Source organism: Rhizobium sp. CB3171 (assembly GCF_029714265.1).
Taxonomy (GTDB): Bacteria; Pseudomonadota; Alphaproteobacteria; order Rhizobiales; family Rhizobiaceae; genus Rhizobium.
On record NZ_CP121656.1, the window covers coordinates 117,742 to 138,355 of the forward strand.

9 protein-coding genes and 7 pseudogenes are annotated in these 20,614 nt (G+C 60.3%); 7 read left to right on the plus strand and 9 right to left on the minus strand.

All coding sequences use genetic code 11. The features are described 5' to 3' along the window. Positions 1–97: 97 nt before the first annotated feature. Both QA648_RS36015 and QA648_RS36020 read right to left on the minus strand, forming a co-directional pair. Positions 98–904 carry a reverse transcriptase domain-containing protein gene (locus tag QA648_RS36015; RefSeq protein WP_283055078.1) on the minus strand — a complete coding sequence of 269 codons (807 nt, stop codon included), beginning with the start codon at positions 902–904 and terminating at the stop codon, positions 98–100. Further along, a complete protein-coding gene (locus tag QA648_RS36020; RefSeq protein WP_283054958.1) occupies positions 886–1,467 on the minus strand; it encodes a transposase DNA-binding-containing protein in 582 nt (193 codons plus the stop codon). The genes QA648_RS36015 and QA648_RS36020 overlap by 19 nt, the downstream gene beginning before the upstream one ends. A gap of 292 nt (positions 1,468–1,759) precedes the next feature. Between QA648_RS36020 and QA648_RS36025 the strand changes: the two genes are divergently transcribed. The 4 genes and pseudogenes from QA648_RS36025 (at position 1,760) to QA648_RS36040 (ending at position 10,125) form a co-directional block, all read left to right on the plus strand. Continuing rightward, on the plus strand, positions 1,760–2,017 hold the full coding sequence (locus QA648_RS36025; RefSeq protein WP_283054959.1) for a hypothetical protein: 258 nt from the start codon (positions 1,760–1,762) through the stop codon (positions 2,015–2,017). Between the two features lie 236 nt (positions 2,018–2,253). Further along, positions 2,254–2,463: pseudogene (locus tag QA648_RS36030) on the plus strand (IS6 family transposase); the annotation flags it as partial. A gap of 723 nt (positions 2,464–3,186) precedes the next feature. Continuing rightward, a pseudogene (gene xopAD, locus QA648_RS36035) lies at positions 3,187–9,162 on the plus strand (XopAD/skwp family type III secretion system effector); the annotation flags it as partial. Positions 9,163–9,315: 153 nt separating this feature from the next. Then, on the plus strand, positions 9,316–10,125 hold the full coding sequence (locus QA648_RS36040) for a shikimate kinase (RefSeq protein ID WP_283055079.1): 810 nt from the start codon (positions 9,316–9,318) through the stop codon (positions 10,123–10,125). A gap of 388 nt (positions 10,126–10,513) precedes the next feature. Here QA648_RS36040 and QA648_RS36045 read toward each other — a convergent pair whose 3' ends face one another. From QA648_RS36045 to QA648_RS36055, 3 genes and pseudogenes are all read right to left on the minus strand, one after another. After that, positions 10,514–11,530, minus strand: coding sequence for an IS110 family transposase (locus tag QA648_RS36045; RefSeq protein WP_283055075.1), 1,017 nt, complete (start codon positions 11,528–11,530; stop codon positions 10,514–10,516). A gap of 217 nt (positions 11,531–11,747) precedes the next feature. Next, positions 11,748–11,990: a hypothetical protein gene (locus QA648_RS36050; protein WP_283054960.1), complete on the minus strand. Its 243-nt coding sequence runs from the start codon at positions 11,988–11,990 to the stop codon at positions 11,748–11,750. A 109-nt stretch (positions 11,991–12,099) separates the two neighbouring features. After that, positions 12,100–12,441, minus strand: a pseudogene (locus tag QA648_RS36055) (IS110 family transposase); the annotation flags it as partial. A 369-nt stretch (positions 12,442–12,810) separates the two neighbouring features. On the opposite strand from QA648_RS36055, the gene repB reads away from it, so the two are divergent. Both repB and repC read left to right on the plus strand, forming a co-directional pair. Beyond that, positions 12,811–14,052 carry a plasmid partitioning protein RepB gene (repB, locus tag QA648_RS36060; protein ID WP_283054961.1) on the plus strand — a complete coding sequence of 414 codons (1,242 nt, stop codon included), beginning with the start codon at positions 12,811–12,813 and terminating at the stop codon, positions 14,050–14,052. A 115-nt stretch (positions 14,053–14,167) separates the two neighbouring features. Continuing rightward, a pseudogene (gene repC / locus QA648_RS36065) lies at positions 14,168–15,358 on the plus strand (plasmid replication protein RepC); the annotation flags it as partial. Positions 15,359–15,446: 88 nt separating this feature from the next. Here repC and QA648_RS36070 read toward each other — a convergent pair. The 3 genes and pseudogenes from QA648_RS36070 to QA648_RS36080 all read right to left on the minus strand — a co-directional run. Further along, a pseudogene (locus QA648_RS36070) lies at positions 15,447–15,665 on the minus strand (IS6 family transposase); the annotation flags it as partial. Between the two features lie 60 nt (positions 15,666–15,725). Next, the gene (locus QA648_RS36075) at positions 15,726–16,427 is read right to left on the minus strand and encodes an IS6 family transposase (protein WP_283054962.1); all 702 of its coding nucleotides are present in this window, start codon (positions 16,425–16,427) and stop codon (positions 15,726–15,728) included. A gap of 54 nt (positions 16,428–16,481) precedes the next feature. After that, positions 16,482–18,587: pseudogene (locus QA648_RS36080) on the minus strand (Tn3 family transposase); the annotation flags it as partial. 165 nt (positions 18,588–18,752) lie between these two features. Between QA648_RS36080 and QA648_RS36085 the strand changes: the two are divergent. Continuing rightward, complete coding sequence (locus tag QA648_RS36085; protein ID WP_283055080.1) at positions 18,753–19,334, plus strand: recombinase family protein; 582 nt, start codon at positions 18,753–18,755, stop codon at positions 19,332–19,334. Here QA648_RS36085 and QA648_RS36090 read toward each other — a convergent pair. Next, positions 19,321–20,591, minus strand: a pseudogene (locus QA648_RS36090) (IS701 family transposase). The gene QA648_RS36085 and the pseudogene QA648_RS36090 sit on opposite strands and share 14 nt — an antisense overlap. Between the last annotated feature and the right edge of the window lie 23 nt (positions 20,592–20,614).

Below are 20,614 nucleotides of genomic sequence, written 5' to 3' on the forward strand. Positions count from 1 at the left end.
GCGCGGCGCCGGGTAGAATTAGCCGTCCGTTCGGCGCTGTGCCTGCCTTCATCAATCGACGCAAAGATTACGGCACGCGCTGCGGCTGCACCAGTTCTTACCGTCTCATTCGAAAACCGCCAGGGATACTTCTCGACGCGCCCGCCTCCCAACAAGGAATGCATCGCCGAAAAACCTCTGCGACTGTCGCGGCATCGAATAGCCGCACTTCTCTACGACCGTGCACACCGGCGACACCGTAATAGGCATAGTGACCGCGTAGGACAGCGTTAATCGCGCCGACCTGTTTCTTGATCGTGTGATGCCGCATTTCCCGCATCAGTCCCTGCAGCGACAAGACGCTCCGTCGAAGTCTCGCCTTCTCCGTGCGCATGCCAACCTTAAAGTTATCCTTCAGGTTGCGCGTGCAGTACAGCGTCATACCCAGAAAGTAAAATGTCTCCGGGCGGTTTCTGCCGCGTTTGCTCGCGTGCCGCTGTGCGAACCGGCCGAACTCGACCAACTTGGTCTTGCTCGGCTCAAGAGTGAGGCCAAATTTCCCCAACCTGTGACGCAGAGCCTCCTCGACCTGGAGCGCGTCCGAACGATATTGGAAGCAGATTACAAAGTCATCGATATAGCGCACCAGCCGAGCCTCGCCCCGTAACCGGGTCTTCACGACGCGCTCGAACCAAAGGTCCAGCACATAGTGGAGGTAAACGTTGCTCAACAGGACGCTGCTCGAACCGCCTTGTGGCGTTCCTTCATCGCTCGGGTGGACGGCTCCGTTCTCAAGGACGCCCGCTTTCAACCAGCGTCTAATCAAGCTGATCAGACGCGGGTCCCCGACTCGATGTTCGATAAACCGGAGCATCCAATCATGGGACAAACTCCCAAAGAAATTCTTCAGATCCGCCTCCAGCACCCACCGCAATGAGGGCGAGGAACTTCGCCAATCGATCTGCGGTCTCGAGCCTTGCCTTTTCGGCGCCGCAGCCGGATTTCATCACCTTGTGAAAGACCTCGACTTTCCAGCCCAAGCGGCGCGCCTTCCAGCGTTAACGCCAGGCTCGAATGAATCAACATTCCGCACAAGGTCACCGCGTAGGATCGACCCGCCTTATACCCCCCGGCGTTGACGGTTCGGGTGAAGCCGATCTTACCCAGCCGCGTACGGCTGTAAGTGAACTCAGTGGTGTCCTGCACGATAAGGATCGGGCCTTCACTGTCTGCGCAGCGCTTGGCGGTCGCTGCGAAATGGCCAGCCAACACTCCGTGCTCTGTAACCCGAGGATTGTCAAAGAACCGGTACGCCGCTTTCGTCGCGGCCCAGTCGCCACACGCCGCCGGGATGGGGTGACCAGGCGCCGACGTCATCTGGTCAAGCAGCCGGTGCATCCGGCGCGCCAGGCGTTTGTCTGGCAGACGCGATGATATGATCTCATCACCAAGCCAGCCCGCTCCGCCAGCTTCCGTATCCCCGCTCATCTGCGACGCCTCCGTGATTCGGCGTCACAGACAGAATCACAGACGATTCAGCGGATGCAACCTCGCCTGCAGCAGATGTGGGTAATCGGAAGCCACCTCGGATGGATACGACATGACTGCTGTAATTGCGAATACAATCGGCAAAGTTGGTATCATATTGCAACCGTAACCGTACATTCTTGGGAGTCGGGGGGCCGCGTGTTTATATTGATAAGCACTCGTCACGAAAGATGAGCATCCAAATGCAGTAAGATTTTCCTCGTAACCGTCGGTCCGTTATGAGACTTCTACTATGACCTATGATGAAAAGCCGGTCTTATCTGAGCTCTCAAATCCTACAGCAGGCCAGGTAATCAACCGTATCTGGGGCGTGGCGGGTTACATCAGAACAACCGGAAACGAGCCCTGCCCCGCCAACCGCAGCTTCAAGCCGGTGCTACAAGAGACAAAATCAAAGAAGCGTCCGGCCATTATTTCAGCAGAGCCTTCAGAAGACCCCTCGGGAAAAGACGCCGCCTTTAAAAAAGGGACTAACGCCCGCGCAGGCTGAGGTGAAAAGCGACGCCCAGAAGCCGTCGATTTTTAGAGAGGCTGCCGCACACCAAGCGACAAGGGACGATGAAATGATGGCGATGTCAGCGGACTGGGAAGCCGAGCTGGGCAACGAATATGATGACCCAACGAACGTGATCGTATTTGAAGCGAGAACGAGTCCAATCCGGACATCAGGATCCATAAAGCAGACAGTTCAAATCAAGAGCGCAACGGCATGCGCGATGATAAAACCGGCCGTTCGAACTAATTCCAGCTTATGCGACGATCAAGGGTTTCGAGGTTATGCGCGCTTTGCGCAAGGGGTAGGCGGCAATTTTCAACCTGACGGGCGATGTTCGCGGTGAAGCACGCATCGTTGAACGTGCCTTTGGGATCGGACCGAGCACGCTGACGGAGGCCGTCGCCTTGCTTGCTCAAAGTCTCGAAAACGCGAAGCCATAAGATAATTTCGGTTCAAACCAACAGCTACCATAACTAACGTCGAAATTTGCAATAGAGAAGAGTCAGTTCAGGCATGAAAACCTCTAACGACAATCAAACTCGTTGCTTACAAACTTGCCTCACTCTCAAGAGGAACAGCCCAGGCCAACAGAGGATCAGGCAGCAGCCAGCACCAGGGGCAACCATCAATCACTTGGACGGCCGCCGGCCAAACGGCGGCGGATAGAGCCGGATGAACCTGGGACGTCGACACGACGCGGCCAACCCTTGTCTGTGAATGCGCGAACCGTAGCCAGCGAAGGCGCATGGGACAGTCACGTTCGGCAACACGCGGTCACCCACTCGCACCGGCGCGATGATCCCACCGAACGACGCGGTACCGCGCCCGAGCGGCGCCCGGACAGAATGCCCGCTGACGGCAGCGTATCGTCGTCGCATCGTGGGCCACAACGACCAACGCATGGTCTGGAGGCGACGGCAGGTCGCCTGACCGAACAACAGTCCGACCGGACCGCAGGAAAACGACCGCGGGAAGAGCCGTACAGGCAGCGAAAGCGGCCGATGCATCGCTTGGAGTTGACGGTGGCGGATCTGCGCCCGACCGAACATCAGCTCGACTCGGCGGCAAAAAAGCGGCTGCAGGCAGAGCGAGAACTGTATCAGCAACAATTGAGTGCGTCCAGCCAAATAGCTCAGAACCATAACGCCGGCCTGTGCGTGTCCATGGCACGGGACAACGAGCTGGCGCGTCGCATCACTGGCGGGCTGGCGTTGCCCTTCCTGGAAGGGAGCGTCAACGCGCAAACCAACGCACAGCGGCTCGACAAGTACCTTCAGATGATTGCCAATGCAAGGCGGGCCAAGGGGGCAGGCATAACGCACCGCGATCTCGATCGTTGCACCGAGCTCGCGGCGCAGTATCTCTGCGAGACCGGGTGGTTCGAAGGTGCATCGCTGAAGCAGCTGGCTCATGTGGGCAACAAGCTGAGCAAGCACCCGAACCAGCAAGCGTGCATGGATGCAATCGCGTGGATCGCCAGACAGCTCGAGCAGGCCGATGATCTATCGGGGCTGAGTGGCACCCCGTCAGCCCTACTCCTGAACGCCTTCGCCAAGAACATCAACAGTGGTAGGTGTAAACGCGCGGTGGCTCGTTTGGCACGTTACCTGCAACGTGACGACCAGGCCCGGCAGTCTCTGAACGCGCGGGACATCGGCCTGGCACTCAATGCCTTCAGCAAGTGGTTCGATAACCCGGACTGCCAGTCCATGGCGCACTCGCTCGCCGCGTTTCTCGCCAGCGACAGCCGCCTGCGTCATGCGATGGATGCGCAGAGCGTCGCCACGGCGCTCAACGCCCTGAGCAAATGGCCCGACACGGCGGTCTGTGCGGAGGCCGCCGGTGCGCTGGCCGGGCGGCTGGCCGACGAGCCCGGGTTGCGCAAGGCCCTGGACCCGCAACAAGTCGCCAACGCGCTCAACGCCCTGAGCAAATGGCCCGACACGGCGGTCTGTGCGGAGGCCGCCGGTGCGCTGGCCGGGCGGCTGGCCGACGAGCCCGGGTTGCGCAACGCCCTCAACGCGCAAGGCGTGGCCAATGCGCTCAACGCCCTGAGCAAATGGCCCGGACGTGCGAACTGCGAGAAGGCCGCCGGTGCGCTGGCCGGGCGGCTGGCCGACGAGCCCGGGTTGCGCAAGGCCCTGGACCCGCAACAAGTCACCAACGCGCTCAACGCCCTGAGCAAATGGCCCGACACGGCGGTCTGTGCGGAGGCCGCCGGTGCGCTGGCCGGGCGGCTGGCCGACGAGCCCGGGTTGCGCAAGGCCCTGGACCCGCAACAAGTCGCCAACGCGCTCAACGCCCTGAGCAAATGGCCCGACACGGCGGTCTGTGCGGAGGCCGCCGGTGCGCTGGCCGGGCGGCTGGCCGACGAGCCCGGGTTGCACAAGGCCCTCAACCCGCAAGAAGTCGCCAACGCGCTCAACGCCCTGAGCAAATGGCCCGACACGGCGGTCTGTGCGGAGGCCGCCGGTGCGCTGGCCGGGCGGCTGGCCGACGAGCCCGGGTTGCGCAAGGCCCTGGACCCGCAAGGCGTCGCCAACGCGCTCAACGCCCTGAGCAAATGGCCCGACACGGCGGTCTGTGCGGAGGCCGCCGGTGCGCTGGCCGGGCGGCTGGCCGACGAGCCCGGGTTGCGCAAGGCCCTGGACCCGCAACAAGTCGCCAACGCGCTCAACGCCCTGAGCAAATGGCCCGACACGGCGGTCTGTACGGAGGCCGTCGATGCGCTGGCCGGGCGGCTGGCCGACGAGCCCGGGTTGCGCAAGGCCCTGGACCCGCAAGGCGTGGCCAACGCGCTCAACGCCCTGAGCAAATGGCCCGACACGGCGGTCTGTGCGGAGGCCGCCGGTGCGCTGGCCGGGCGGCTGGCCGACGAGCCCGGGTTGCGCAAGGCCCTCAACCCGCAAGGCGTCGCCACCGCGCTCAACGCCCTGAGCAAATGGCCCGACACGGCGGTCTGTGCGGAGGCCGCCGGTGCGCTGGCCGGGCGGCTGGCCGACGAGCCCGGGTTGCGCAAGGCCCTAGACCCGCAAGGCGTCGCCACCGCGCTCAACGCCCTGAGCAAAAGGCCCGACACGGCGGTCTGTGCGGAGGCCGCCGGTGCGCTGGCCGGGCGGCTGGCCGACGAGCCCGGGTTGCGCAAGGCCCTAGACCCGCAAGGCGTGGCCAACGCGCTCAACGCCCTGAGCAAATGGCCCGACACGGCGGTCTGTGCGGAGGCCGTCGATGCGCTGGCCGGGCGGCTGGCTAAAGATCACGATCTGCGACAAGCCATGGATGCGCAACACGTGGGCATGTCGCTCAATGCGCTTAGCAGATGTCTCGGAAGGCCGGCGTGCCAAACAGCAGGGCTGTTGCTCGCAGAGCGCGCAGGCTTGGCCGAACTTCCATGGCAGCAGTTCGAGATGCGTGGGATCGCCATGGTGGCCAACGCGATGTCCCGCCTGCTGCACCTTGACGAGGAACAGCTCCAGACCTTGGGTGGCGCCAAGCTGCAGGCGATAGCCGGGCACCTGGAGTTGCACCGCGAGCGTTTTGAGTCCGCCTCGGTCCTGGAGATTGGGATGCTCTTCAAGGCCCTTGCAGCGGCGCGGCTTCATCGCCAGATGCGTCCGCTGGCACGGCCCGCGCTGGAGCGGGTTTCGGTGCTTATGGGGGACGACAGATTACGTGAGACCAACCTCGAGGGTATCGGCAGCCTATGCATGGGACTGTTGCCGTTAATTCGCAGTCCGGAGCTGAACTCTCGCCATCGGGGCCACGCATTACGGGTGTTCAACACGTTGCAGCCTATCGTCGAGCGCAAGATCGACTTGTACCTGACCGGCGGCGATTCGCAGTCTTCGACCGACATTGATCAGCACGCAACGCGATGCCCGGCACTGACCTTTTTCCAGGTACTCAAGGCCTACAGCATGGTGTCCCGGCAATGGAAGCCGCGCCACGTCGAAGGCACTCGCCAGGAACTGCGCCAGCGCCGCGACCAACTGGCGACATGGGTGGACCGGACGCTGGAGCGTACGCGCGAGGCCATCGAGGCGGACCTCGGCGAGATGAGCTGGAACCTGATCGCGCAGATCGAGGCCGATGACCAGACGTTTGACGCCCTGGATCTGCGCATGGCGAAGGAGGCGCCGACGATTACGCAGGCCCACCCACCGACCAGCTTCGACCTGGACGTTGGGCGCTTGAGCATGCGCTCGGCTCCCGGCCAGCCTGGTGTGCCGGCCAACGGCAGCACGACCCATGTTGTGGTCGACTTGCGGGGCAGGAGGTATCGAACAATGCGACTGAGACGAACCAGCAGTACTCGCTGTTTGCACGGCTGACGGGTCTGCCGCTGGTGGAGGTCCAGCTGCCCGGGGCGATTTCGACGTTCATGCTCGCGCGTACGTTCAACTATCAGGGTGAGCCCTGGCGCTTCGACTTGTTCGGCGGCAGCCGCGCCACGCGCGGCAACATGAGCCGCCCCGCCCAGCTGTTGTCCGGCACATCCGCGGCGCCGTCGCTGCTGCCGGCAATCCGCTATGCCGACACCGCGCCGGGCAGTAGCTTGATGACGCTCGTCGCCAAGCTTGCCCCGCAGCGCGAAGACTGGTCGCGCATGCAGCGTTCACTACTGGAGATGGTGCCGAGCGATCACGTTATTGAGGGCACACTGCGTCTGGGATTCTTTGAAGACGTCAGCGGTCCTGCACACCCGTTCAAACCCTTGGCAGTGGACGGACGCCCCCTGGCGCTGTGCCCCAACGATGGCTGCGGCTTTTTGAAATTAGAGGTAGCCTTGTGCATCCCCGCCTTCCGCAAGCACTATGATGCTTGGCAAGCAGTGCAGGCTGGCCAGGCCAGCCAAGAGCAGCGTGACCTTCTGGCAAACGACAAGGGTCCCACACGGCTGGCACCGCAGGCGCTACAGCACTTCTCGCGCGACGAGGCGGCGCTGCAGGAGGCGCATGAGGCGATGCGGCACCGGCTTGAGGCGCTGCCGCCAGAGCTCAGCCAACTCACGCTATTCGAGCTGGCCACCAGTGGCGGCTACCAGGGCCAGCGAGTCCGGGCGGTGCCCTCCGCCGACGACAAGGTGCATCTGCCGCGCGAGCGCAGCCGGGCCTTCGACGCCGCAGGCGGCCCTTGCTGATTGGCAAGCCACCCTACGACAAAGAGAGATCTGCTACCGGTGCCAGAGGAACGCGTGGCGACCGTGGCGAAGGGCGACGCCACCGCCGAGTTCCTCTCGCAATCCTTCGGCATTCAGTACAGCTACACCGGATTCGACGACCGATCGGGCGACGATGCCCAGATGCTGCACAGCAAGGGCATGCTTATCGTGGTGCCGGAGAAGAACTGGCCGGCCGATTTTGTGAACACGGACCTGGTCTGCTCCAAGGAGGACCTCAAGACGCTGTCGTGCTGGACGGCCGGGCGCGACCGCAGCGCCGTGCCGCGTGACATGCTCAGCACCGGCAGCTTGCGGCTAAAGGACATTGTGGAGCCCGGGCGCATGAGCGCACTGCCGATTGCGGAGCTGCGCAAGCGCAACATGGATACCGACGGCGACGACGCGTTCGTGTACGCGGGCTACCCCAGGCTGGCGGCGCTGATCGCGCGAGATGGCCGATCGCGAGGACAGGCGCGGCCAGCCGCAGTCCTTCAAGCCACCGAAGACGGCCACGCCGGCCATTGATCGTGAGACCGGTCATTACAAGGCCGGGCGGCTGTCCGAGATCATGTCGCTGCAGCTTGGCGGTCAGATCATGGGCGCTGCCAGCACCCTGGCGGCGCGCTTCATGGCGCAACCCGACCAATTACGCGAGGCGATGGCGCGCAACATGATGTTCGGCACCTACGATGGCATTGAGCGCGATCTGCGCACCGGCTTGCGTGAGGTACTCGAAGGTGACGCCCGCGATCCACAAGTGTTGGCGAAACTACGCGCCGATGCGCGCGATGCGATTGAACGCGCCCACATGCCTGAGGCACGTGAAGCCGCCCAACTCCTGCACGCGCAACTGCTTCACCTTGACCACCAGGTGTCCTCCGCTGACGTGCCGCAGCTGCCCGATGCGCTGGCGGAGGCCTTCCCGAACCTCGCCAAGGCGTACGTTGCTGCGCCTTCTGCTGAGGCACGTATCCACGCCATCCTCGACAACTACCCTGTGTGCAGGCTCTCACATGCGCAATTCCCTGCCGGACAACCGGGGTTCATCCCCGACGAGCCGGAACTGACCATGCGCAACCTTTTCACCATTGCGATCAAGGTAGGCACCGATGCGCTGAAATCCGACACCGGCACGGCGCTGTTTGCCAAGATCGTGGAGGCGTGCGAACGATCCGAGCGGGGGTTCGCCGAGCGGGTGCGCGTGGTGCCGTACAGCAAGGCGACAGCCCGGGCCATGCACGATGGGAGATTTGATGCTGAGCAGACCAAGGGGTTCCTGCAGCACATGCCCACAATGGCCGCGGGTGTGATGCAGGATGCGCTGCACGCGCTGCAGCAGGCGCGCCTGATCGATCCGCCACCGCCACCGGCCGAGCGCCTGCGCGACGTAAGGACCGAGGACATCACGCTTAACGCCAAATCCCTGCTGACACGCGCCCGCGATATGGAGCCCGTGGTCACCGACATGCTGAATCGTGCGGCGGAGCCCTATGGTGGGCGACTGGTGGGAACACAGCATCAACTGAAGTCGCACGGCTCGCTGATGGAAAAGCTCAAGCAGCAGATGGCTTTGAAAAAGCAGACCCTGGAAGAAGCGACGGCCGGCGTAAACGACGCGCTGCGCTACAGCGTGGCACTGAATCCGCAGGACTTCACCGTCGGCCTGCGTGGCGTGCTGGCCTCGCTGGACGATCAGGGGCATGTGCGCGTCAAGTTGACCAACACGTTTACGAAGCAGAGGCAGGCATTCAAGGCAGTCAACGTCACGTTGCGCAGTCCCAAAGGCGCGCTCTGGGAAATCCAGTTCCATACACCGCAGACCTTCGCGCTTAAGGAGCAATTCCATGATCTATACAAGCGCAACCATGCGCTGCAGATGAAAGGCGCTCCACTGGCTGATCAGTGGGAACTGCAGGCGGCGCAGGAGGCCTTCAGTCGCGTGGCTTTGCCGCCGGCGTGTGAGGAGATCGACGATTGGGCCCTCGAGATATTACACTTTAGCTCGTCAGGAGAAAGCGGTTCGAGGGTGGCAGGGACCTCCAGGTCGCGCACCGTCGCAAGAAAACAGGCTGCGGTCGCTCGCTCGCCGCAAGCCGGCGAAATCCTCGCGGCCCTGGGCACGCGGCCGGTCGTGCTCGTCGGCATGCCGGCGAGCGGCAAGTCGACCATCGGCACCCAGCTTGCCAAGGAGTTAGGGGTGGAGTTTGTCGACACCGATGAGCGTATCGTCGCCGAGCACGGCAATCTGATGGAGATGTTCGCCGACCCTGGCCGCGGCGAGGCCTACTTCAGGGACCTGGAGACCAAAGAGCTCGCCAAGCAGCTGGAGAGAGGGCCCATCGTCATCGCAACCGGCGGCGGCGGCTTTGGCAAGGAGTCCAATCGAGCCCTGATCCTTAATAAGGCGACGTCGATCTGGCTCGACACCGACCTGAAAGAGCTCTGCAGGCGCCTCAAGAGCGACACCACCCGGCCGCTGCTGCAAGGCCCCGACGTCGAGCAGAAGGTTGAACAGCTGTACGAAGAGCGCAGTCCGCTCTACCAAAAAAGCCGATATCAGGTTGGCCTTGGCCCCGCCCTTTCAAAAAGACAAGAAAAAGCTCGCGCTTGCGTGGAGAAACTCTACGCTTTCCTGTGCCGCGACAGAGAAGCCGCCCTGCCCGCTGCCGAGATATCGGATGTCTCCGGTGCTTCCGGCACCGCCATCAGCATGCCACCCACCGCGCGCCGCATGCACAATGATCATCACAACGGCTACGATTGCGGGGGCGGCGTCGTTGAAACCATCCAGGCGCCGGCGGCACCATTGAGTGAAGCGGAACGGCCGCCGCCCCCCGACTCCCTCACCGCCGCCCCGCAGCCTTTGCTAGCCGGCAGTAACGCACGAGCGGATTTAGCGTCTTCCACGAGAAGCAGAGAACGCTCAAGTCGAGGTCGATAAACTCTAGGCGGCAACAATCAAGGGTTCTTTCGCAATTTTGGTGCAGGCAGGGTGCGGGGTTCAACGTAGACGACCACGCCGGACGAGATCACGCCTTGCGGACCGCCCGTAGTATCTTCTGTGGTTGCCGCCCGTGGGGCAAGAAGTTTCTAACCCAAATATGCGAGTGATCGAGTGCGGTCTTCTGTCAGGCCTTTAAATGCGGCATGTCAAAAGCCGCTGGCCGGTATGGTGATCTGCGGATAAGGCCCAACTCTTTCAAACGAGCTCAGATGCTCAAGATACTACACTGGTTTTCCTGATCCAGATCTGTTCGATCATTTTGCCCATTCGGGTCGTCGCCTTCTTACTCCTCTTTATCCGAAACCAAGCAGCAGTGGCATATCGATCATGCAACGGCTGCCTGTGTCGGAACTCGATAATCCTCATTTTTCGTGAGCACGGCCCAAATCGTACGCGCCATTTTGTTGGCCAATGCTATCGCAACAAGCATTCGTGGCTTTCGCGCGGCAATGCGCGCGAGCCATGAGCCTTCAATGATCGCTTTGCGGGTCAGCCAGGTTAGGCGCGACATCGCGCCAATGATTAGGAGTCGGCGGATATCAGCTTGGCCCGCCTTAGAAATGCGTCCGAGCCGCTCTTTTCCACCGGAGGAGAATTGGCGCGGAACAAGACCTAGCCATGCGGCAAAGTCGCGCCCGCACCGAAAGCTCTCCATGGGCGGGGCAAAGGCCTCAACAGCCAGGGAGGTCAACGGGCCGACACCTGGAATTGTTTGTAGTCGCCGCGCTGTGTCGGCTTCAGCCGCCAGCGCCTTGATCTTCACTGTTCGTGCATCGATGCGGACCGTCTTCTCGGCAATCTGGTCCATCAGGTCGCGACACTCCTCGCGCATCAAATTTGGCAAGTCGCTATTTGGGTCATTGAGGATCTCATCAACGCGTTTCAACTGATGCATTCCCTGCGCAATAACATAGCCATATTCATAGAGGCAGCCCCTGAGTGCGTTGGCCAGTTCTGTGCGCTGATGCACAAGGCGCTCTCGAGCGCGAAACAAAATTGCCCTGCTTTGTTGCTCGGCAGACTTTGGATCTACGAAGCGCATTTCAGGTCTCTGAGCCGCGATTACGATCGCTTCGGCATCTGCCGCATCGTTCTTCTGACGCTTTACAAAAGGCTTGACGTAATGCGGGGCGATCAACTTCACCTCGTGGCCATACCTGCTCATCTCGCGGGCCCAGTAATGCGCGCTGCCACAGGCTTCCATCACGACCACCGCTGGAGGCTGCTCGGCCATAAATTTGGCAAAACTCCCCCGTGACAATTTCTTCCGGAACTTCAGCTCCCCAGTCATCGACGCACCATGAAGCTGAAAAGCCGTCTTTGCCAAATCCACCCCGATCATTGTATCTTTCGTCACGGTTGCCGTCCTTTCCGCTCAGTGGCTGTAAACACCACTATCCTGGCACATTGCGATGCCGTCTGGGGAGGGCGGCAACCACTCCATCTTGCCAGGTGAGCCGGCTCGATTTCGCCGGGGACGCGCACCAGGACATCACCGATGACGATTTCCACCGTAGAACTTGCCACCGGCTCAACGCGGGCGAACTTCACTTCCTCCTTCACGGCTCCCGGCAGGTGTGCAACCAACCCCGATGACAGTGCCTTGCGACGCCACCCGTAAAGCTGCGAGGGATCCAATCCCTCAGAACGCGCATCGCCGAGACATCGGCCTCAGGCAACAACGTCTCGGCAATCAGCCGCTCCTTCTCCTCATCCGGCCAGTCACGCGGTTTGCGTCGCGCCCGCACCGGCGCCGCCGTCAAAACCTCGAGTGTTCGTGGCTGATTCACACTGTCGCTCACAGGATTCTCCGCATGTCATGCAGAAAATCCCCGATCAGCGGACCAATGCTACGTGGGGGCCCCGACGCGTCTCTGATATCCATCCTCGATGCTTTGTGCGCGAAGAGCCCTCGACGGCCCTCAACAGCCGGGTGAGCGCGAGCGCATCTCGACGGTTCGTCTTAACCCGCTCGCCCGGCTTTCTCGGAATCAAGGATGGAGCGACGACCATGCATTCGTGGCCAAGTGAGACGATGAGCCGGTGGAGACCGTACCCAGTGGGGCCGGCCTCGTAATAGAAATGCACGCGATCAAACTTAGCTGCTATTCGCTGGATGATGCGGCGCATGCCGGCGTCTGTCGCCTCTACTTCGTCCAAATACCGCACCTCTCCATCCTGGCCAGATTCGGCAGCCGCAATCGCATTCTTCAGCTTAGCAACATCGACGAAAGCTTCTCTATAATCTGCCACGGCTCGTCCTCCTGTGATGAGGATCGGCTCGGCTCATCCGAGCAACCCTCGGAAGAGCAGTGTAGGGCGAGCCACCTCGGCCACGAAGACGGACATACAGTCTTGCAATGGAATTGCGTAGTGGTCGCGATCTTGTGTTACATTTGTAGGATTCACAGAAGAACAACTAGGGAGCGAAGCAGGGCATCTCCTCCTTAATTATCTGAATACATTTGAAATTCGGGCTGCCAGATTTTTCGGATTACCCAGCTGTTAACCATTAGGTCTTGCAAACTGGAGGGTTTTCGGACGGTAAATCTGACGTTATGGTAAAAAATACGTGATGAGAGATTCTAACGCGACCCTCGCGACAACCCAAACAGCAGGGCGTTGCCCAGCGTCAATCAAACAATTGGTGAGGCTGATTTGCTAAGCTCGCACCTTCAGTCGATTAGTGAAGCGCTCTTTCCGCCCACGTCTCAGAAGTTCCCGCCCGGCGAAGCCGGGCGGTTGATGGGTGTATTTGATTCCACGGTGAGAAAGATGAGCTTGGCTGGTGAAGGCCCGCAGCCTGAACCCACTAGCAACGGTAGGCGGCTCTATACTTTGTCTGACATAGATCAAATTTGGCCTTTGCTCGCGCAATCAACCCGCGTGCGCGGAGGTATCGAGTTCACTTCTCATCGCCGCCCCGGTGAGCATCTTCAGGTACTCGCGGTAATCAACTTCAAAGGTGGCTCAGGTAAGACGACAACGTCGGCGCATCTAGCGCAATATCTAGCGCTGCAAAGTTATCGCGTTCTTGCGGGGGATCTCGATCCCCAAGCGAGCTTATCTGCAATCTCGGCCATGGGTTCGTCGTTGCATGAAAAGGCTGAAAATGCGAAATTGGCGATCAAACTCCAGCAGCAGTTCGCCGAAGGTGAAGCTGTTATCTCCATCGAAACGGCATCGATCCAATCGTCGAAGATCGTCGGCCGAATCACAATCGATGTAGATCCTGCATTCGATGCGTCGGTCGCGAGTATAGCAGAACACCGACAGCAGGTCCCGATCCTCGTGCGGCCTAACCTACAGGCGTCAGCACGATTCCAGATAACTGACGGTCACCGCCGTGTGAAGGCTGCAGAAAAACCAAGTCGTCCTGTCCGCGCGATCATCCGCAACCTTTCGGACGGTCAGCTCTATATTACCCAGGGCCGCGGAAACCTGGATCGAAAAAACGTAACTTTTATCGAAAAGGCGTTCTTTGCAAAGAACGTTGAAGACCGCGGATGCGACCGGCCTACGATCATCGCAGCGCTTACCTCGGACAAAGCAGACGTGAGCCGCTACGTCGCTATCGCGCGGCAGGTGCCTTGCGGCTTGTTCAAGTTGATTGGCCCAGCCCCGAAAGCCGGACGCGCGCGTTGGTATGGCGCTTGTCGAACATTTCTCCCCCGCCAATCTTCAAACTGCCCACAAGCTACTCGTTGGTTTCGCGGAGAGCAAATTGGAAAACGCGGTTGGACGCACTTTTGCGTGCCCTTAGCGAGCCGAGCAAGAAATCGGCGCAGAGAAGAGCATGAATTAAGCCTTGATATAGACAGCACCCACACTGCAAAGAAAAAGGCCCTGAAACTGATCTCATAAGCCCTTATCAATTAGTTCTCAGCTAAGAGATTCGCATTTCCCGGAATCTACGTCAAGAGTCTATGGCATGGTTTTAGTGAGCGTTTTTCTGTTGCCTTTCGAAAGGTAGAGGAAAATGCAGACGGAACACATAGCGGCGCCCTTTGGGCGGCGGCGGATGACGCTTGCGTTGATGAAGACCCAGTTCGATTCCGCGGCGATCAAAAAGGGCAAATCTGTCAGCAAGTGGAAGATCTACCGTGACGTCTGTGAGGCGCGTTCCCTGCTCGGGCTGCGCGATCGCGCTCTAGCAGTGCTCAACGCACTTCTGTCGTTCTATCCCGAAACCGATCTGATCGAGGGCGGCAACCTTGTTGTGTTTCCATCAAACGCGCAGCTAATTGTTCGTGCCAATGGCATCGCCGGCACGACGCTTCGGGAGAATCTTGGGCTTCTCGTGCGGGCTGGTCTGATTCATCGAAACGATAGCCCAAACGGCAAGCGTTATGCTCGAAAGGGGCGGGACGGTTCTATTGAAACCGCTTACGGCTTCAACCTTGCGCCGCTGCTCGCTCGATCGGAAGAACTGGCGCTCATGGCTCAGCAGGTTGCAGAAAAAAACCGGCGCTTGAAGGTTATCAAAGAGAAGATCACGATTGCTCGTCGAGATATACGTAAGCTCATTTCCGCCGCGACCGAGGAGGGCGTTGCGGGCGACTGGCAGAGCATTGAGGACCGTTTCGTTGCGATCACCAGCGGTCTTCGGACCGCAAAAGCGGACGCTCACCTGGCGGAAAGCCTCGACGAACTCACATTGTTGCGAGAAGAGATCGTCAAATTGTTGAAACTTTACATTATTTCAGAAAAATCCGATGGCAATGGTGCCGAAAACCGTCAGCACATACAGTATTCAAATACTGAATCCATCCATGAATTTGAACCAAGCTCCGAAACTGAGCCGGGCGAGAGGCCGGACCAAGAGTCGAAGCAACAACGTGAGCCGATAAGATCTTTTCCGCTTTGGATGGTCGTTAGAGCGTGCCCGGAGATATCGTATTACGCCCCCGGCGGGCGAATTGGCCAATGGCGCGATATGATGACCGCTGCTGTAGTGGTTCGTTCCATGCTGGGTGTTTCGCCGTCGGCATATCAGGAGGCTTGTGAGGTCATGGGGCCGGAACAGGCCGCAATTGCGATGGCCTGCATCCTGGAGCGGGCGCGCTACATTAACTCAGCCGGCGCATATCTTCGAGATCTAACGGCGCGGGCGGGAAGGGGCGAATTTAGCCTCGGTCCCATGTTGATGGCGCTGATGCGGATCGCTGCGCCACCTCAGACAGTGAACTGCCCCCCATTTTCGACCGGAGGCACTGTAACTTATCATGCTCGGGTCGAGGTGCGCCGTGATTTGGTGATCAAGCCACCTGAAGATGGGCGATCTCGCTGCACATCACCATCGCGGCACCTCGCAGTTCGCGATGGTGGTCGGATGGAATGTCGTGGCGAGGAATTTGAAAGAGGTTGGCAATCGGGTCGTGGATCGAAACGAAACGCTGAAGCTGTCGCGCTGACTTGAAGCGCTTCATTATCCTTTCCCGTCGTCGGATCGGTTGATGGGAGTTTTCTGCCCGATTGTGGCATCGTAAACTTAATGGCAATAGGGCACAGACTCTGACGCTGGCCGACTTTATCGTTCACGCCCGAGCGATTTTCCCCCACAGGCTCATGGCCGCTGTGCGCAGTTCTCGGTGATGGCTGGATGGGATGTCGTGGCGCGGGATGTGAAAGAGGTTGGCAATCGGGTCATGGATGGAGACGAAGCGTTGTAGCTGTCGCTGCGACTTGAAGCGTTTCATGATCCGTTCTCGCCGCCGTACGGGCTGATGGGAATTCTCGGCCCGATTGTTCAAGCCTTTGTGCGAGCGATGCTCGACGCCCGGCATTACCTCTCGCTTGGCAGCATCGTAGGACCGAAGCTTGTCGGTGATCATCACCCGTGGAGTTTGACCCTGGCCCTTCAGGAGTTTGCGCATCAGGCGCTTGGCCGCCTTCGCATTGCGGCGGCTTTGCACCAGAACCTCCAGAACAAAGCCGTCCTGATCCACGGCGCGCCAGAGCCAATGGATTTTGCCACGGATCGAAATGACGACCTCGTCGAGATACCATTTGTCACCGAGTTGACCGGATGATCGACGACGGATGCCGTTGGCAAAGGCCCGACCAAATTTCTCCGCCCAAAGTCGGACCGTCTGATGCGAGACAATGATCCCACGGGCAGCCAACATGTCCTCCACCATCCGCAGGCTGAGAGGGAAGCGGAAATAAAGCCACACGGCATGAGCAATGATTTCAGCGGGAAATCGATGGCGGCGGTAGAGCGGATCACGGTGTGTCATGGCCAATAATCGCACACCGATTTCCACGGTTCGTTAAGTTGACGACGCCCCATCGGGACCATAGCGGGCGTTGAGGTCGCCGATCGCCTCAGCGTGTCCGCCCGCCGGAAAATACTGGCCATCGGAGGATGACGTTGTACCATCGCCCCACAAGCTTGCCAGAGGCAATTGTCTCTGGGCGTTGACGAGGATGGCGTGAGCGGCGGTGTAGCCTTCCTCGCGAATGTGCCAGTCATGCGCCCAGGCGAGTTGGCGCATCGTAATGCCGGGGGAAACGTCCGCCATTCTCGTGAGACCGAGATTGATGCCGTCCGCCAGGATGGCAGTGAGGAGCGCAAGCTTGTTGTCGGCCGTCCGACCGCTGCGCAGATGGGTAAAGGCGTTCGAAAATTCCGTTCGGTCGTCAACCTCAAGCAAAAGGTCAGTGATGCGGATCGCAGGCAGACGGCTTTCCACCTTTAGCTTCAGCGACTTGGCGATGTCCGGAAACATAGCCTTGTGCGGCGTGACGCTAAACCCCGCCCCGGTCAGTTCTACATCGTCGAGCTCGCCGGCTGCGGCCAGACGCGAGAGGTCAGCCAGTCCATCGTTCAGGAGCTGGCGCTGCTGGCGAAGATACGTCTCGACATCGGTATCAACAGCGATTGGAAGCGGTCCTTCCTCACGCATCAGCTCGAATGTCGGCGTGGGAATGAGAAAGCTTTCGAAAGACTGGAAGCGTTTGGCTCCTTCCACCCAGACATCGCCCGCATCGAGCCGGCGTTTCAGTTCACTGAATAGGCAAAGCTCATAAGCCCTGCGATCAATCTTTCCATCTTGGAGTATGAGAGGCATCCAGCCCTTCGGCGCAAAGGAGATCGGTGCCTTGTCGGGTATGGCCCTTTTGCCCGTACGATATAGACCCGCGACCACGGATAGCGCCCGCAAGAGGTTCGCCGCCACGGCGTGACCGCGGAACACGAGCGTGGAGAGAAACTGTGGCGCCAGTTTCCTGATCGTCGGATAGCGCTGGAGCATTTCGATTTTACCGTCGATAACATCCGGCGCGATCAGCGTATCGACCGCCTGGACACTGTTTGTAAAAGCTGGCCATTGGATGACCCGATCAAGCGCTTTGGCCATGTCCTCACCCTTCTCTCTGGCCTCGATGATCGCATGGCAGACTTTCGAAACGTCCTTCAACGGATTCTGCACTTCCCGAACGGATCGGGTGACGCGAGCAGCCGCCTGGTTATTGGCTCGCCGCGTCAGGATGCCCATGAGTTTCTTAAACATGTCGATCGCGCAATCGGTGAGATGGCGGGAAAGGTGGAGCACTGTCGCAGCCAGGACAGCATGTCGGCGTTCGGTGTTAAGGTCGCGCAGATGCTGCGCGCTCATTCGCGTCCCCTCTGCAGCAAATTCGTCAAAGACCTTGGCCGGAATGCGATCCATCAACGTCGTCGGCAGGTTCAGAGACCGGAGAAAGCGAATGCGCTCGGCAATTCTGTCGAGGTTGACGGCGGCTGGCGACAATGCCGGTGTTCTCGCCCAGGCAAGGATGGTCACGCTTGTCCCCTCACGCGGATCGAGAAGCTTGTCCAGATCGAGCTTTTGGCCTTCTGAGATCCCGCCGGCCAAGGCCCGATGAGCAATACGAATGCCGCGCCTGACCGCCACATGAATGATGGCTTCGAGCGCCGGTCGCGCTGGCAAGAGAATTCTCCTGCGTCGCAGTTCTTCCACCACCATTTCCGCCAATACATCGGCCTGACGCAGGGTTTGCGCGGCAGGTGTCAGCCAGCCTGTGAGTGCCCGCACGTCCGAAGGCACAAACGGACGCATCTTCATTCTGTCGAAAAGCAGGGCCAGATGCTCGCGCCGCGTCTGCGGGCGCTCGAAATAACGATCGATCTCATGGTGATCGACGCCGATCTGCCGCGCCAGAAATCGTAAGACGCCAGCCGGCAGGACCTCGCCATCCGCAAGCGGTCGGCCCGGATATCGTAGCGTGGCCAGAACACAGGCGAGGCCCAGCCTGTTCGAGGCCTTGTTCTGTCGCATGATCAGGTCGAGATCCGATCGATCCAGCGTGTAATTTTTGGCGATCTCTCTTTCGTCATCCGGGATGATCGTCGCCTGTTGCCACCATGCCTCGCTCACCAGTGCTCTTCGCGCCATTCTCTGATCTTCCCGTTTCGTTGCGGAGAGTGCAGCGAACCGGAAAATGCGTGTCCGACAAACGAACGTTTTGCGGCATCCACAAGTTTTGTCCGCAAACCTTGTCATGAAACGGCAAATCGGACAATGTCCGAATTCAACGGAAAAACGGACAAGTCACAGATCATGACCGCCATCGGCTATGCAAGGGTCTCTACCGGGGATCAGGATACGGCGTTGCAACTCGACGCCTTGCGCAAGGCGGGCTGCGAGAAGCTGTTCGAAGACAAGGCATCCGGCGTGAAGACTGACCGACCCGGATTGGCTGAGGCGATCCGCTACGTTCGCGACGGCGACACGCTCACAGTCTGGAAGCTCGACCGCCTCGGCCGGTCGATGAAGCACCTCATCGAGATCATCACCGAACTGGAGGCCAAAGGCGTCGGCTTCCGATCCATCACCGAAAACATCGACACCACGACATCCGGCGGTCGCCTGGTATTCCACCTGTTCGGCGCGCTGGCACAGTTCGAGCGCGATCTGATCAGGGAGCGAACACGTGCCGGTCTGCAGGCCGCAGAGGATCGCGGCCGACGCGGTGGCCGACAAGTTGTCGTAACCCCGGAGAAACTTGCCAAAGCCCGTCAGCATCTGGCGGCCGGTTTGAACGTCCGGGAAGCCGCCGCCCGCATGAAAATCGGGAAAACCGCCCTCTACGAAGCTCTCAGGGCCGAAAAAGCAACGACATCCACGGTTAAACCAACCTGAGTTCCGGATACGTTCTTAAAAGTCGGACAGATTCGCCACTTTCGTGTCGTGACGCCCTTTGGGAGATGAGGAATCCGTAAGCGGCAATGCAGAGGCTTGCATGATGATGGAAGCCGCGCCAGCCGCGTCCCTCGTAATGGCCGAGACCGAGTTCCTGTTTGAGTTCCTGATAGTCGCGTTCGATGCGCCAGCGCAGTTTGGCGGTGCTGACGAGCTTTGCGAGCGAAGCGTCGGCGGCAAGCGTGGAGAGCCAGTATTTGAGCGGCTCGGTGTCGCCCTCGGGCCATTCGATCAGCAGCCATTCCTCGGCGCGGGGCTCGGTCAAATTGTAATCCCTGGACGCGGGCCTGACGCGCACGGCAGCGAAACGGGAGCCGAGGTCAGTGTTGGTTCCTTCCCGCCAGCCAATGGTCTGCCAGGCATCTTGCGGCAGTTCCTGAGCCAACGCCTTGACCGCTACCGGGCTGTGCTCGGGGCTGCGGCGCATCAGCGAGGTTGGTCGCCCCTTTCCGCGCCAAGGTTTGGGTGGCAACGGGCCATCGCCGGGTCGCCAGACACTGAGTGTCGGCTGCACGCCCACGACATAGTCGAGTCCGAGCGCCGACAGGCCAGCGCGGAATGCGCCGTCGGCGCCATAGCCGGCGTCGGCCAACACCACACCGGATGCAACTCCGGCCGCTTGGGCGGCGCGGATCTGATCGAGTGCGATTGCCGGCTTGGTCTGGAATGCGACGCTGTCAGGGATCTTCGCCTTGCGCCGCCGCTCGGCATCGTCGGCCCAAATCTCGGGCAGATACAGCCGATACGCAATCGGCAAGCTCGCTGCGACGTTGGCGACCGAAAGGCTGACCGCGACCTGGCAGTTGTCCTGCTTGCCGAGCTGACCGCAATATTGCCGCGCAACCCCGACCGAATGCTTGCCCTTCTTGGGAAATCCGGTGTCGTCGACGATCCACGCTTCAATCGGCCCATGTCGCTCGATCAGCGGCAGCACCAAATCGCCAACCCGCCGCAGGAGCGCCTCGTCCGACCACGGCGCTTGGCCGACGAAATGCAATAACGACTGATGTTTGGACGACACTCGCGCCGGCGCCGTTCCGCCGCCAAAGGCTCGACACTCTTGCGCTCCACCGGTAGCATGAGGCCGAGGCAGTAATCCTTCAGCGGCTCGGCTCGATCGGCATGGCCGATCACATCGACAAGCCCCTCGACATAATCTGCAAAGTCTGATTCACTTCCTCCGCTCAGGCCATTCATCTCAGCTCGCTCCTGCTGACCAC